This window comes from Clostridium sp. UBA5988, from assembly GCF_002435615.1.
GTDB classification, from domain to species: Bacteria; Bacillota; Clostridia; order Clostridiales; family Clostridiaceae; genus Clostridium_J; species Clostridium_J sulfidigenes.
In genome coordinates, this window is record NZ_DJBA01000009.1 from 122,390 (window position 1) to 137,659 (window position 15,270).

The 15,270-nt window shown below is 30.7% G+C and carries 15 protein-coding genes, 5 tRNA genes and 1 other annotated feature; of the genes, 1 reads left to right on the forward strand and 19 read right to left on the reverse strand.

The features are described 5' to 3' along the window. Window positions 1-9 precede the first annotated feature (9 nt). From B3J31_RS01000 to ytxC, 5 genes are all read right to left on the reverse strand, one after another. Window positions 10-1,377, reverse strand: coding sequence for a TrkH family potassium uptake protein (locus B3J31_RS01000; protein WP_346866736.1), 1,368 nt, complete (start codon window positions 1,375-1,377; stop codon window positions 10-12). A gap of 259 nt (window positions 1,378-1,636) precedes the next feature. After that, window positions 1,637-1,990: a 50S ribosomal protein L20 gene (rplT, locus tag B3J31_RS01005; protein WP_150846014.1), complete on the reverse strand. Its 354-nt coding sequence runs from the start codon at window positions 1,988-1,990 to the stop codon at window positions 1,637-1,639. Between the two features lie 27 nt (window positions 1,991-2,017). After that, a complete protein-coding gene (gene rpmI, locus B3J31_RS01010; protein WP_035135823.1) occupies window positions 2,018-2,215 on the reverse strand; it encodes a 50S ribosomal protein L35 in 198 nt (65 codons plus the stop codon). A gap of 19 nt (window positions 2,216-2,234) precedes the next feature. Next, window positions 2,235-2,762 carry a translation initiation factor IF-3 gene (gene infC / locus B3J31_RS01015; RefSeq protein WP_035135821.1) on the reverse strand — a complete coding sequence of 176 codons (528 nt, stop codon included), beginning with the start codon at window positions 2,760-2,762 and terminating at the stop codon, window positions 2,235-2,237. Between the two features lie 33 nt (window positions 2,763-2,795). Next, window positions 2,796-2,907 (reverse strand) — a sequence feature (ribosomal protein L20 leader region). A gap of 36 nt (window positions 2,908-2,943) precedes the next feature. After that, window positions 2,944-3,870 (reverse strand): putative sporulation protein YtxC, encoded by a 927-nt coding sequence (gene ytxC / locus B3J31_RS01020; RefSeq protein WP_035135819.1) that lies wholly within the window; start codon window positions 3,868-3,870, stop codon window positions 2,944-2,946. Window positions 3,871-4,058: 188 nt separating this feature from the next. Here ytxC and B3J31_RS01025 point away from each other — a divergent pair, with 188 nt between their 5' ends. After that, the gene (locus B3J31_RS01025) at window positions 4,059-4,763 is read left to right on the forward strand and encodes a DUF6873 family GME fold protein (protein WP_346866737.1); all 705 of its coding nucleotides are present in this window, start codon (window positions 4,059-4,061) and stop codon (window positions 4,761-4,763) included. A gap of 124 nt (window positions 4,764-4,887) precedes the next feature. Here the strand turns inward: B3J31_RS01025 and B3J31_RS01030 are convergent. The 14 genes from B3J31_RS01030 to B3J31_RS01095 all read right to left on the reverse strand — a co-directional run bounded on the left by B3J31_RS01030 (window position 4,888) and on the right by B3J31_RS01095 (window position 15,265). Continuing rightward, window positions 4,888-4,961, reverse strand: a tRNA-Cys gene (locus tag B3J31_RS01030). A gap of 4 nt (window positions 4,962-4,965) precedes the next feature. After that, a tRNA-Gly gene (locus tag B3J31_RS01035) sits at window positions 4,966-5,040 on the reverse strand. 7 nt (window positions 5,041-5,047) lie between these two features. After that, a tRNA-Phe gene (locus B3J31_RS01040) sits at window positions 5,048-5,123 on the reverse strand. Window positions 5,124-5,145: 22 nt separating this feature from the next. Beyond that, window positions 5,146-5,222, reverse strand: a tRNA-Asp gene (locus B3J31_RS01045). 3 nt (window positions 5,223-5,225) lie between these two features. Further along, window positions 5,226-5,301 (reverse strand) — tRNA-Val (locus B3J31_RS01050). Window positions 5,302-5,442: 141 nt separating this feature from the next. After that, window positions 5,443-6,324 (reverse strand): Hsp33 family molecular chaperone HslO, encoded by an 882-nt coding sequence (gene hslO, locus B3J31_RS01055; protein WP_346866738.1) that lies wholly within the window; start codon window positions 6,322-6,324, stop codon window positions 5,443-5,445. Between the two features lie 4 nt (window positions 6,325-6,328). After that, complete coding sequence (locus B3J31_RS01060) at window positions 6,329-7,075, reverse strand: class I SAM-dependent methyltransferase (protein ID WP_346866739.1); 747 nt, start codon at window positions 7,073-7,075, stop codon at window positions 6,329-6,331. A 218-nt stretch (window positions 7,076-7,293) separates the two neighbouring features. Further along, complete coding sequence (locus tag B3J31_RS01065; RefSeq protein WP_346866740.1) at window positions 7,294-7,536, reverse strand: small, acid-soluble spore protein, alpha/beta type; 243 nt, start codon at window positions 7,534-7,536, stop codon at window positions 7,294-7,296. Continuing rightward, window positions 7,529-7,651 (reverse strand): hypothetical protein, encoded by a 123-nt coding sequence (locus B3J31_RS01070; RefSeq protein ID WP_346873559.1) that lies wholly within the window; start codon window positions 7,649-7,651, stop codon window positions 7,529-7,531. The genes B3J31_RS01065 and B3J31_RS01070 overlap by 8 nt, the downstream gene beginning before the upstream one ends. A 97-nt stretch (window positions 7,652-7,748) precedes the next feature. Further along, window positions 7,749-9,446 (reverse strand): peptide ABC transporter substrate-binding protein, encoded by a 1,698-nt coding sequence (locus B3J31_RS01075; RefSeq protein ID WP_346866741.1) that lies wholly within the window; start codon window positions 9,444-9,446, stop codon window positions 7,749-7,751. A gap of 532 nt (window positions 9,447-9,978) precedes the next feature. After that, window positions 9,979-11,664 carry a peptide ABC transporter substrate-binding protein gene (locus B3J31_RS01080; protein WP_346866742.1) on the reverse strand — a complete coding sequence of 562 codons (1,686 nt, stop codon included), beginning with the start codon at window positions 11,662-11,664 and terminating at the stop codon, window positions 9,979-9,981. A 673-nt stretch (window positions 11,665-12,337) separates the two neighbouring features. Then, on the reverse strand, window positions 12,338-13,306 hold the full coding sequence (locus B3J31_RS01085; protein ID WP_346866743.1) for an ABC transporter ATP-binding protein: 969 nt from the start codon (window positions 13,304-13,306) through the stop codon (window positions 12,338-12,340). Between the two features lies 1 nt (window position 13,307). After that, the gene (locus B3J31_RS01090) at window positions 13,308-14,330 is read right to left on the reverse strand and encodes an ABC transporter ATP-binding protein (protein WP_346848583.1); all 1,023 of its coding nucleotides are present in this window, start codon (window positions 14,328-14,330) and stop codon (window positions 13,308-13,310) included. 14 nt (window positions 14,331-14,344) lie between these two features. Next, window positions 14,345-15,265, reverse strand: a complete 921-nt coding sequence (locus B3J31_RS01095; protein WP_346866744.1) for an ABC transporter permease — start codon at window positions 15,263-15,265, stop codon at window positions 14,345-14,347. Window positions 15,266-15,270 lie beyond the last annotated feature (5 nt).

A 15,270-nucleotide genomic window follows, 5' to 3' on the forward strand; every position in this document is an offset into this window, starting at 1 on the left:
TATCCCCCTTTATCCAACTAAGATTTTATCTTCTGGATACTTAATAGAATTTCCTCTTTTACTTTTTCTTATAGAAATTGCTACAACTAATGTAAGTGGCCCAACTCTACCTGCATACATAGTTAGAGCTACTATACCCTTGCCTATAGTGGTAAGCTCTTGAGTTAATCCTAATGTTAACCCAACAGTTCCAAAGGCTGAAGTAGCTTCATATAAATAATGTTCAAAAGGAGCACCCGATGCTCTTTCTGTAATAGATAATAATATGGTTGTAGTGAACACTAACGCCAATGCTATTACCACTACTGCTAAAGCCTTATATACAGTTTCTTTATTTATTTTTCTTTTAAATAACTCTGTATCTTCTCTTCCATTTATAACTGATAGTATTGTCATAAAAAGTACACCAGCTGTAGAAGTTTTTATTCCCCCAGCCGTTGATCCTGGTGAACCACCAATAAACATCAACATTATGGTTAAAAATGTAGATGCCATAGTCATCTTTGTCAAATCTATAGAATTAAATCCTGCTGTTCTTGGTGAAACCGATGCAAAAAATGCTGACAGCACTTTTTCTTTAATTCCCATAGGCTTTAAAGTATCTGGATTAGAAAGTTCAAATACAAGAAACATTATAAATCCAAATAAAATTAATCCTACACTCACGGCTATTACCAGTTTAGTCTGTAGTGTTAATCTTTTTGTACGTTTATAATTAAATATATCATTCCATGCATAGAAACCTAGCCCACCAATTACTATTAAAGAAGATATAGTAAGTATTATCAAAGCATTATCACTATAGGCAGTTAAACTACTATAATTCCCCATGAGATCAAATCCAGCATTACAAAATGCAGAAACTGCATGAAATATACTATAATATATACCTTTAATAATTCCAAACTCAGGTATAAATTCAAAGGAAAGCAGTAAAGCTCCTATAAATTCTATTGAAAAAGTAAATACTAATATATATCTAGCTAATTTTACTATTCCCTGAAGAGATGTTGAATTTAATGATTCCCTTATAATTAATCTTTCTTTAAGAGTTATTTTTTTACCAATAATTAATGATAAAAGTGTAGCAAAAGACATAAATCCAAGACCACCAATTTGTATCAAAATAAGTATTACTGTTTTTCCAAAATAGCTCCAATAAGTACCAGTATCTACAGTAACTAATCCTGTAACACAAACTGCAGAAGTTGATGTAAAAATACAATCAATAAATGGAGTTCCTACACCTTTTATAGTAGCAATAGGTAAGCTTAATAATAGGGCACCTGTAAATATTATAGTTGCAAATCCCATAGCTATTATTTGAACGGGAGTAAAGTTTTTACGCCTTAGAATATCCCTTAATCTTAACTGCATAGATAACACCTCAAACTTTTAAAAAAATTTATCACGATTATATATTTATATATAGTTTCCCCATTTCCTTATTAAAATATATATAGTATAAAAATGTAGCCATGGCTACATTTCTATACTATATATATCCCTTTATTTATTATCTTTATTTCTTCTATAAAAAATAATAAATAATTATGTACATTAAAATTTAGTCTAACAAAATCCAGAGACATGACATAGTCATCCTCTGGCTTTTATTTTTTATATTTAATTAAGCTTATATATGCTTCTTAGCAACTTCTACTAATTCAGCAAATGCTTTTGGATCGTTGATTGCTATTTCAGAAAGCATTTTTCTGTTTATTTCAACTCCAGCAAGCTTCATTCCATTCATGAATTTTGAATAAGAAAGATCATTCATTCTAGCAGCTGCATTTATTCTAGCTATCCATAGTTTTCTGAAATCTCTTTTCTTTAATTTTCTTCCAACATAAGCATTTCTTAATGCTCTTATTACTGATTCATTAGCTGTTTTAAATAACTTGCTTTTTCCACCGTAGTATCCTTTTGCAAGTTTTAATACTTTTTTATGTTTTTTACGACTATTCATCGCTCTTTTTACTCTTGCCATTATATTTACCTCCTAGATAACTTCCTACTATAAGTATGGTAGTAATTTCTTCATTATTTTTTCTTGAGTAGTTGAAACATATCCTGTTTTTCTAAGATTTCTCTTAGTCTTTCTGCTCTTCTTAGTTAATATATGGCGTCTAAAAGCTTTAGATCTTTTTAACTTACCTGTTCCTGTCTTTTTAAATCTCTTTGCTGCACCTCTATGTGTTTTCATTTTTGGCATTGTAAAGTCCTCCTCTCGGTTATGCTCTTTTTGGAGCTAATATCATTATCATATTTCTTCCTTCTTGTCTAGCTGGCTTTTCAATAACATAAACATCGCCTAATTTTTCTACAAAAAGGTTTAATATCTTGTGTCCTACTTGTGAGTTTTCAATTTCTCTTCCTCTAAATCTCACAGTAACTTTAACTTTGTCTTCATCTAATAAGAACTTTCTAGCATTATTAGCTTTTATCTCAATATCGTGATCTTCTATGCTAGCACTTAGTCTAATCTCTTTAAGAGTAGTGATTTTTTGTTTCTTTTTAGCTTCTTTTTCCTTCTTTTGTTGCTCATAAACAAACTTACCAAAATCCATGATTTTGCATACCATAGGTTTTGCATTTGGAGATACTACAACTAAATCTAATTCCTTTTGTAATGCAATTTCTAATGCTTCTTTTGTAGAAATTACTCCTAGTGCTTCCCCGTCTGAGTTAATAACTCTAACTTCTTTGTCTCTTATCTCTTCATTCATCATGAAATCTTTATTTTTACTGATAACATTCACCTCCGGCTTTTAAACCACATATTTTTATCTTATATAAAATAAAAAGGACAGCAAACGCCGTCCTGTTATTACAATCATTGTAAACCAAAATTTTACCTTACTAGCAGTACTGTAAGGTGAGAAACGGCAGTTTCTACTTGTTAATTAGTTATTTACTTTTTCACTAACATAGTTAATCTTACTACACCTTTATATTATTGTCAATAGGCATTTCTATAATTTCTTTAAACATTAAACATTCATTACAACCACTGCAATGATAAATTCTATTCTCAAAAACTTTCTCTAGAGTATTAATTAGCTCCTTATTTTTACATCTATTAGCAGAATGTATTACTATTTTTTTCGGGCACATAGTTATTAGCCCACTTATAACTAAATCATCTTGACTAACGTCTACTATATTTTTATTTTCGCAAATTTCATTTAAAAGGGTTTCCATAATATTATTTCCAAATTCATCTCTGAGTATATATGAATCTCCTCTTTTTCCAATATACAAATCTACCTTTTCAGCCTTACTTTCTTGTATCTCAACAAAATACTTTAAAAGACTAATAAATTCATTATACTCTTTTTCTATCATATAACTTTCTACCACTTTTTCTATTATCGTATATATCTGTGGCATTAATTCCTTGGATCTAAAGTCCATAAACCCTTTAATATTTAATACGTTACCTTCTTCTATACAATTAATAATTCTATCTAAAATACTATTTTTCTTATTCATATAATATATCACAGTATCATCTATAGGTACTTCTTCTTTTAAAATTTTATATATATCCTTTTTTACAATACTTATATCGTTATAGTTAAGAAAATTATACGTTTCATTCAGATGTTTATTAACTCTTTTTTCTAAAAATTCATTAATAATTACACCATATAAAATATTAGCTGTATAATAGTTAAATAATTTCTTAACTTCATCCTCAGTGTAATCACCATCTTCCCAATATATATGTATACATTCATCTAATTCATCATTTTCAATTTTCAAATTTATACATTTCTTTTTCTCTCTTAAATACTCACTCATACTCTTAACTTGATTTAATACATAATCCTTATAACTATTATTTACAATGGTCAACAGTAGCATTCAATCACCCCACTTCATGTTAAGAATTTTATAGATACAGAACTTTACTTTAATATATTATGTATATTATGTGTTTTTATTTTTTACTATATACAATTTATTAAATCCAATTTATTCTACAAATTTTATAACATATATGATATATTATTTTTAAGTTAGTAACAACTAACCTTAAGGTGGTGATATTTTTGAAATATGCTTTTGTAGACTTTAGAATTTCTTTTGAGGAATTATTTGCTTTGGAAAATTTAAATTGTAAAGTTATCCTTTGCGAACCATGCAATTCATTGTATCCAGCTATATGTGGTCATCCTGATATTCTTATGCATTTCATTGACAATAATAATGCCATCATTCATAAGGATGCATCTTCTACCTTTGAAGAAACTCTAAAATCTCTAAATCTAACAGTATTGAGAAGCACTAGCACTTTAACTGATAAATATCCTAATGATATTATCCTTAATGCTGTAAATACTCCTGATTTTTTTATGCATAATATAAGGTATACTGATAAAACTTTATTAGAAAATATTAATCATAAGACATTAATAAATATAAATCAAGGTTATACTAAATGCTCTACTGTAGTATTATCTAATAAGGCCTTCATAACTTCTGATATATGTATTTACAAAGAATTAAATAACTATGGATATGATGTACTCTTAATTCCACCAGGTGACATTCTTTTACCTCATTTGAATTATGGCTTTATTGGAGGAACTTGTGGTATGATAGATTCTAAAACTATAGTTTTTTATGGAGACCTAGATTTATATCCTCACGGGAATTTAATAAAAAGATTTTTAGATAAACATGGCATAACCCCTATTTCTTTAGCCAATTCTCAATTAATTGATAGAGGTAGTATATACTTTTTAGATATTTAGTAACTCATCTATACAAAATACTACAATATGAATTTTTAATATTTAATTTTAATGCCTCTCTCTTTGAAGCAAATTTATATAATGTATAAAATAAAAAAGCAAGTAAATAAATTACTTGCTTTTTTGGAGGCGCCACCCAGATTTGAACTGGGGATAAAGGCTTTGCAGGCCTCTGCCTTACCACTTGGCTATAGCGCCATATTGGAGCGGAAGACGAGATTCGAACTCGCGACGTTCACCTTGGCAAGGTGACGCTCTACCACTGAGCCACTCCCGCGTAATAATGGTGGCTCGAGCAGGAATCGAACCAGCGACACGAGGATTTTCAGTCCTCTGCTCTACCGACTGAGCTATCGAGCCAGACACAAATTTTAGAATTTATTGGCGACCCAGAAGGGACTCGAACCCTCGACCTCCGGCGTGACAGGCCGGCACTCTAACCAACTGAGCCACTGGGCCATATGGTGGTCGCAACAGGGATCGAACCTGTGACCCCCTGCTTGTAAGGCAGGTGCTCTCCCAGCTGAGCTATGCGACCAAAATTTAAATTTGTGACACCATTATTAAAAATAATCTTTGCTAAGCTTAAAAATCAATAAATCTTCCAAGTCTTAACAAAGACTATTATATTAAATTTTTAGTTTATTGTCAATATGGTTTTTAGAATTTATTATAGAAATTAGTTAATAGCTTCTAATATTTTTTTAATATCTTCTGGTTTAAAATCATAGGTTTTATTACAGAAATGGCACAATATTTCTTCTGTCTTGCCATCATCGTATATCTCTTGTAAATCATCTTTACCAATACTAATCAGCACTCTTTCAACTCTTTCTCTTGAACAGTCGCATTTATACGCTGGTACTAAAGCATCATATATTTTCAAATCCATATCTTCAAATATAAATTCTAATATTTCTTCTATAGTCATTCCCTTCTCTATCATAGCTGTTACCGATGGAACTTCTTCCAATCTATAAGTTATTATATCTGCTAAGAATTCTGACGCACCTGGCATCATTTGTATAATAAATCCCCCAGCAGCTTTTATAGATAAATCTGTATCTACCAATACTCCTAAAGCAACAGCAGATGGTGTTTGCTCAGATACCGTAAAGTAATACGCTATATCATCGCCTACTTCCCCTGTATATATAGGCACTTGCCCTACATAAGGTTCTTTAAGCCCCATATCCTTAATTACTTTTAGATATCCATTTTTACCTATAGCACCACCAACTTCTAATTTACCTTTTTCATTTAAAGGTAAATCCACTTTTGGGTTTCCTATATATCCTTTAACACTTCCATCATGATGGGCGGTAACAGTAACTCCTTTCGCTTCTCCACCACCATCTATTTGAATAGTTAAACTATCAGTATGATTTTTTAGCATAGAACCCATTAAAACCCCACCAGTTAACATTCTCCCTACTGCTGCTGAAGCTGTTGGCATACATTCATGAGTTTTAGTTGCTTCATTCACTAATTCTGTAGTAATAGCTGCAATTATTCTTACTTGGCCATCCTTTGCAGTGGCTCTAATTAATTTATCTTTCATTACTCTAACATCCTTTCTTACTCAAAACATAGGTTATTCTTTCTGTATTCTCGCCTATGGCAACTTCTTCATAACAATTAAGTTTTTTTTCTATGACAAGGTTTGATTCTTTTATAAACTTTTCTATTTTACTCTCACTATAGGCTCTCTCTCTGTGATGTTCATCAAATCTATGATACACTTGTCCTTCTTTAACAAAAAAGGTTAAGTACATATCAACAATATCCTCTTGTAATTGATTTTCCCAAATATATACCACATCTTCTCTGTCATAGTTAAAGCTATTATTTCCTAATATATTTTTTATTTTGTACTCTGTATTAATGTCAAAAATAAAAATACCATCATCCTTTAAGTGTTTATTAACTGACGCAAAATATAATTGAAGTTTTTCATCCTCAATTATATAATTAGTAGAATCCAATCCACAGGTTATCAGATCAAACTGCTTTTTAAGATTAAAGGTACATATATCTTGGCACATAACCTTAGCTTTAATTCCCTCTGCCTTTAATTTTTCATCAGCAATAGATAACATATACTCTGATAAATCTATAGCCGTTGTAAATATAAAGTTTTTCCCAATTAACTTGGTAAAATTCCCTGTACCACAAGCTAAATCTAAATATTCTCTTCTTCCAACATTATATTCCTTGCAAATCTCAATAATTTTATCTGCCCAACCTCTATAATTGATATCTTCATTAATAAGTTCATCGTATATATCTGCAAAATCATTATAACAGTCCATAGGTTCACCATCTTTTCTATATAATCACCTATTTATTTTACATTACTTTCTTTATTTTGTCTAAGAATTCTTCCATGACTATGTAACAAATCTCATATCTATATGTTATTCATATATTAAGCTATAACTATATCTCTTCATTAAATTAATACAATTTATCTTAATTATTATAACTAAGTCTTAGCTAAGCTTGATTATTATTAGTATATTATATAAAACTAAAAAAACTCGTCATTCTTAGGGATATTTAGACCCTTTTTCTTTTTGGTCATAATACCTCCAATTCTCCCCGTTTCTTCTGCAGTTAAACTATTCCATCCAAATTCATTTACCTTATCAGCTAAACCTAATTCTTCTACTATATCATATTTTATCTGCTCTCTTAAAGCCTCCTGTGGAGTTAATTCTTTATTAGCTTTCAATTTAGATTTTATTACTTTTTTTATAGGAGTCTTACCCACAAACTTCCACCTCCGCGTTATTAAAATATAGTTTTAATGTAATAACTATATTTTCTACCATAGACTTTTTTTTATTCATATCCTTTATAAATTCTATAGTTTTTCTTACTCCCATGGTAAGTAGTTTTAAATTTACACTAACTAATAAAAATACTCCTTAAAGTATTTCTAAATACTTTAAGGAGTATGAAACATCCTAATAATATTTTATATTATTTTCTACCTGAAGTGTAAGTGTATTTTAAATCAACTGTTCCAAATAATGGAGCACTGTAACTCTTAACATACTTTCTTACATATGTGTTTTTAAATCTCCAAGACTCTGGACTTATAACAGCATCTTCATATAATAAAATTCTTTCTGCTTGTTTAAATAATTCTGTTCTTTCTGCTGGATCTACAGTTTTTGCTGCATCAGCTATAAGCTTATCGTATTTAGGATTTGACCACCCTGTCATTACAACGTTAGCTCCAGTTACCCAGAAATCAAGGAATGTGTTAGGGTCATTGTAGTCACCGCCCCATGCCATAGCTGCTACTTGATAATCAAAGTTATCAGTTCTTTCTTGGAATTGTGCCCACTCAACATAATCAACTTTTACTTTTACACCAAGTGTATCTTCATAAACACGTTGTTGGAATTCAGCCCATACCTTATTTTCAGCTGAAGTACCTGCTTCTAGGTAGTTAATTGTTATTTTAGATGGATCATCTCCAAGTCCTAATTCCTTCATTCCTTCAATTAATAAAGCCTTTGGATCTGGATTTTCATCTAGAAGATCCTTAACTGGAGTATCATTTACTTTCTCTCTATAATCTTCTCCACCTATTTGTACTTTAGGAGGTACAAAAGACATAGCTGGCTCTCCAAGACCTTTTCTTAAAGTTTTAATTTTATTTTCTCTATCTTCAGCTACCATAAATGCTTTTCTTACTTTAGCATTACTAAATAACTTATCTTTATGGTTGAAGAAAGTATAAGTAGTAGAACCATCATATCCTTTTTTAGCCTCATACTCACCAGTTGCATCAAACTTTTCTATCCATTCTGGTTTAGATACTCCACCCATATCTAATGAACCATTAAGTAATTCATTCATTCTAGCAGATTCTTCTTTAATTATTTTCATTGTAGCTTTATCAAGTTTTACATTTTCAGCATCCCAATATTCTGGGTTTTTAGTAAATTCAACCTTATTGTTGTGTACCCATTCAGAAATTACAAATGGTCCACTATATACCATTGTATTTGCTTCAGTACCATATTTATCTCCATGTTGTTTTACTATATCTTCTCTTTGTGGTTGCATTACTTTAAAGTATGTTAAATCTAAGAAGTAAGCACATGGTGAAGTTAATGTAAACTCAATTGTTTTTTCATCTACAGCCTTAATCCCTAGGTCTTCTGCTTTAGCTTTACCTGAGTTAAATTCTGCAGCATTTTTGATTGGATATAAAAGGAACGCATATGGTGATGCAGTATTTTGATCTAAAGTTCTAGTGATACCAAAAACGAAGTCTTGTGCAGTAATTGCTTTTCCATCACTCCATTTAGCATCTCTTAGTTTGAAAGTCCAAACTGATTTATCCTCGTTAGGTGTCCAACTTTCAGCTATACCTTCTATGATTTTATCTTTTCCAGTTTCATCTTGAATAATTCTTGTTAATGCCTCTTGGCTATTTGCAAGAACTTGTGATGAATACATATCACTTGATTTTGATTGGTCAATTGTTTTTGGCTCAGCTCCTAATAATAAGTTAAGATACTGTTCTTTATCCATATCTTCAGAAGCAGCAGTCTCTCCACCTTTGCCCTCATCTTTTTTGTCATCTTTACCACAACCTACTAAAGCAACAGAAGTTACCATAGATACAGCTAGTAAAGCAGCTAATATTTTTTTGCTTTTCATGAATAATCCCCCTTCATTAATCATCAATATAATAGATATAATGTCATATCCATCTGATTTAAATTTATTATATATTAACATTTTCACTATTGCAATACCTATTATCTGAATATTTATAAGATTGTCTCAATTCGACTTATTAACTCATATAACTGCAAATATTTAATAAAATATTAATGCACCCTATCATTTTCATTAATTATATCAAAATTTTTTTAATTATAATTTATTTATTAATTTATTTTAATATTTTTTGCTTGTTTATTTTTCTTTTTTCTTCTTTTTTCTTTGTTTGTCGAGTTTTATTTGCGTATAAATTCGAAATTTGTAATACGAATTTTATCATTTAACCCCTATATACATTATATATATTAAAACATTTTATATAATATTGATTTATTCCCCCAAACTTTGAATACATTAAATTAAAATTTTCTTATAAAACCCACTTTTATAGGCAAAAACATCAAAGCATCTAAAAAAAGTGAAGCATTGGTTATTTGCTTCACTTTTTTCTCATTTCATTATAATATTATTTTCTTCCAGTAGTATAAGTATATTTTAAGTCTATTGTTCCAAATAATGGAGCAGTGTAGTTTTTAACATACTTTCTTACATAAGTATTTTTAAATCTCCAAGCTTCTGGACTTACAACACCATCTTCATATAATAGTATTCTTTCAGCTTCTTTGAAAAGTTCAGCTCTTTCATTCGGATCATCACTTTTTCCTGCTTTAGCTATAAGTTCATCATACTTAGGATTTGACCAACCTGTTGGTACAACTCCAGCTGTTGATGTCCATAAATCTAAATATGTGTTAGGGTCATTATAGTCTCCAGTCCATGCCATACCTGCAACTTGATAATCAAAATTATCAGTTCTTTCTTGGAATTGCGCCCACTCAACAAAATCAACTTTAACATTAATTCCAAGTTTTTTTGTATAAACTTGTTGTTGGAATTCAGCATATTCTTTAGCTACTGAATCAGTACCTGATTGTAAGTAACTAATAGTTATTTTAGATGGATCTTCTCCAAGCCCTAGTTCCTTCATACCTTCTATTAATAATGCTTTTGGATCTTTGTTTTCATCCATTAATTTTTGAACTGGCAATTCATTTACTTTTGTTCTATATTCTTCTCCACCTATTTGTACAGACTTTGGTACAAATCCTAGAGCAGGTTCGCCAAGACCTTTTCTTAAAGTCTTAATTTTATTTTCTCTATCTTCTGCTACTATAAATGCTTTTCTTACCTTAGCATTACTGAATAGTTTATCTTTAAGGTTAAAGAAAGTATATGTAGTTGAACCATCATATCCTTTTTTAGATTCATATTCACCAGTAGAATCAAATTTTTCTATCCATTCTGGTTTAACTACTGTAGCCATATCTAATGAACCATTAAGTAACTCATTCATTCTTGCAGACTCTTCTTTTATTATTTTCATTGTAACTTTATCAAGTTTTACATTTTCAGCATCCCAGTATTCAGGATTCTTAACAAATTCTACTTTATTATTATGTACCCATTCAGATATCATAAATGGTCCACAATATACCATGCTATTAGCTTCTGAACCATATTTATCACCGTGTTCTTTTACTATATCTTCTCTTTGTGGTTGCATTACTTTAAAGTATGTTAAGTCAAGGAAGTATGCACATGGTGATGCTAATGTAAACTCAACAGTTTTTTCATCTATAGCTTTAACACCTAAGTCTTCAGCCTTAGCTTTACCAGAGTTAAATTCTACAGCGTTAGCTATAGGATATAATAGGAAAGCATATGGTGATGCAGTATTTTGATCTAGAGTTCTAGTAATTCCATATACAAACTGTTCTGCAGTAACTGGTTTACCATCACTCCATTTAGCATCTCTTAATTTGAATGTCCAAGTTAATTTATCATCTGAAGTTTCCCAACTTTCAGCTATACCCTTTTCAATTTTATCTTTACCATTTTCATCTTGCACAATTCTTGTTAAAGATTCTTGACAGTTTGCAAGAATTTGTGAAGAATAAGAATCACTTGATTTAGATTGGTCAATTGTTTTTGGTTCAGATTGTAAAAGCATATTTAAATATTGTTCAGCATCTGCTTCTCCATTAGTAGCAGTTCCTGCACCTTTTTCTTCACCTTTACCACACCCAACTAATGCCACTGATGTTATCATAGATAATGCTAATAATGATGCTAGTATTTTTTTACTCTTCATAAGTAATCCCCCTTAAAATAATTTGGTTTAGTTCAAAAATTAAAAAATTTTCTTTCTAAACTCGGCTCATCTTTGCGTTATTCATTGTGCATATTTCTACACATTTCCTCATAACTTTTATTTATATTTATAGTACACCCTTTTAACGACAATGTCAATGTTCACTACTTCCGTTTAAGACATTATAATTTTAATTTTATTCAATTATATGAATTATTACCTTTATCTTTTACGTAAAATTCCCTATATTTCAACAAAATATTATAAATTCACGAATAACAAATGATTCTATTACCATTGGTACATCTTATCTTCAAGGTTTCATATTTTCTTTGTCGTAATTTGTAGTTTTTTTTATAAATCAATCAATAAAAGAAGATATATGAATTTCATTTTTTAATAAAATTCTTTTTTCTGTATTTTCTTTAAATAATACTCAATTAAATTCAATATGATATTTACTACTAAACACCCATATATGACCTCCTTTTATATTATTATTAAAAGATATAGTAATACTTATACCTGGTAATAAAACTCAATAATTGAATAAAGTTCATAGCCATGTGATCAAAGTCTTTGTTTAAAAATACAGTTATTAAAAACATGATTTTACTAAGTTTTTAAATAAAAAAAATAAGAGCGCTTTAGCACTCTTATTTTTTTATTTAAATTATAATATATGACATGCAGCAAAGTGATTTGGCTCAATCTCTCTAAACTCAGGAGTTTTTTCACTACATATAGGTTTTGCATATCTACATCTTGGTGCAAATCTACAACCTGGTTTAGGATTTATTGGGCTTGGCACTTCTCCCTCTAGAGGTATTCTTGCTTTTTTCTTAGTTGCATCAGGATCAGGAATTGGAATCGCTGATAATAACGCTTGAGTATATGGATGTAAAGGCTTATCATATAAATCTTTACTACTAGTAAGTTCAACCATAGTTCCTAAATACATAACTCCAACTCTATCAGATATATGTTTAACCATTGATAGGTCATGGGCTATGAATAAATATGTTAACCCTAACTCATTTTGCAATTTTATCAGCAAGTTAACAACTTGCGCTTGAATAGATACATCTAGAGCAGATATAGGCTCATCACAAACAATGAAGTCTGGTTCTATAGCAAGAGCTCTTGCTATTCCTATTCTCTGTCTTTGTCCACCTGAAAACTCATGAGGGAATCTAGATGCGTGCTCTTTATTTAGTCCTACCAATTGTAGTAATTCATAAATTCTAGCCTGTCTTTCATTACCTTTATGAAGATTATGAATATCTATTCCTTCCCCAATAATATCTCCAACAGTCATTCTTGGATTTAGCGATGCATAAGGGTCTTGGAATATTATTTGAGCTCTTCTAGTAAATTCTTTTTTCTGCTTTTTATCATATTTACTAATGTCATCTCCATCAAATAATATTTCACCACCAGTCGCTCCATAAAGTCCCATTACAGTCCTTCCACAAGTTGTTTTACCACAACCTGATTCTCCAACAAGACCTAAGGTTTCACCTTTAAATATGTTAAAGCTAACATCATCTACCGCCTTAAGTGTAGCATTCCTACCAACTTCGAAATATTTTTTAAGATTCTTTACTTCAATTAAAACTTCTTTTTTATTTGATTCAGTCATCTTATTCACCTCTTCTTAACGCTTCTGGAACTTCAACCTTAGGTGCCATTGGGTGTTTTAACCAACACAACACTTGGTGATCGTTCTCTACATTAGTTACTTCTGGCATCTCCTCTAAACATATTTGCATACAATATTCACATCTTGCAGCAAAAGGACATCCAACTGGTGGTTTAACTAAGTCTGGCGGAGTACCGTTTAAAGCGTAAAGCGTATCTTTATTTTTTGTCTCAAGTCTTGGAACTGATTGAAGCAATGCCCATGTATAAGGGTGTTGAGGATTTGCAAATATTTCTTCTACAGTACCTCTTTCAATAACTTGTCCAGCATACATTACTTGAATTCTGTCCGCAGTATCTGCTACTACTCCAAGATCGTGAGTAATAAGTATTACTGCAGTTCCTAGTTTCTTTTGAAGATCTCCTATAAGATCCATTATTTGAGCTTGTATAGTAACATCCAGAGCAGTAGTTGGCTCGTCCGCAATAAGTATCTTAGGATTACATGCAAGAGCTATAGCTATCATAGCTCTTTGTCTCATACCACCTGAGAATTCATGTGGATATTGATGAGCTCTCTTATCAGCATTTGGTATATTAACAAGATCAAGCATTTTTATTGCTTCTTTCATAGCTTCAGCTTTATTCATACCTCTATGAATTATTAAACTCTCAGCAATTTGCTTACCAACTGTCATTGTAGGATTTAATGAAGTCATAGGATCTTGGAATATCATAGATATATCTGATCCTCTTAATTTTCTTAATTCCTTCTCGTTCATATCTAAAATATTTTTACCCTCAAAAATGATTTTAGAATCCTTTTTAATTTCTGCTGGCATTGGTTCTGGTAACAGTCTCATTATAGCCTTTGATGTAACTGTTTTTCCACAACCTGATTCTCCAACTATAGCTAAAGTTTCACCCTTATCAAGATGAAAATCTACACCTCTTACTGCTTTTACTTCACCCGCATAGGTATGAAATGAAACTTGTAAATTTTCTATATCTAAAATTCTTTCCATTTGCCATTCCCCCCTTATTGACGTAATTTAGGATCTAGTGCGTCTCTTAAACCATCACCTAATAAATTAAAAGATAACATTGTTAACGAAATCGCTAAGGCAGGGAAAATTAATTGATAAGCGTAGAACATTAAGTTCTGTTGTCCTGCTGCAGCAAGAGCTCCCCAACTTGTCATTGGTGATTGAACACCTATTCCTAAGAAACTTAAGAAAGCTTCTGCAAATATAAATCCTGGTATATCAAATGTTATAGCAACAATCATTACACCTAAAGTATTTGGCACTAAGTGTTTTGCTATTACTCTTGAAGCATTTGCTCCTAGTGCTTTTGCAGCAAGTACATATTCTTGCTCCTTAATTTGTAAAAGTTGTCCTCTTACAAGTCTTGCCATATAGCACCATCCTGTGATGGTCATAGCTATAATAAGTGGTAACATACTACCACCATCCATAAGAACTCTGATAAGTATAACTAAAACTAGGTATGGAATACTAACTAATATTTCTAGTATTCTCATCATGATATCATCAGCAATTCCACCAAGATATCCAGCTATACCACCATAAATTGTTCCTACAACAGTATCGATAACAGCTCCAATTAACCCTATAGCGATAGATATTCTACCACCTATCCAAACTCTTGTAAACAAATCTCTACCTAAACTGTCTGTTCCAAACCAATATGTTGAGTTTGGTTTTAAATTTAACATATCATTATTTGTAGCTTGATACTCAAAATTACTTATCATAGGCCCTATTATTGTCATCAATGTAATTAATCCTAATAACACCAACGAAAGCATCGCAACTTTATTCTTTTTAAGTCTTCTCCATGCATCTTGCCAGTAGGTCATACTAGGTCTAAGTATTCCCTCTGAATCTAGGTTATCACAACCTATAATTTGAAATTTTTCTTTTGAAAATTCTGCCATACTTA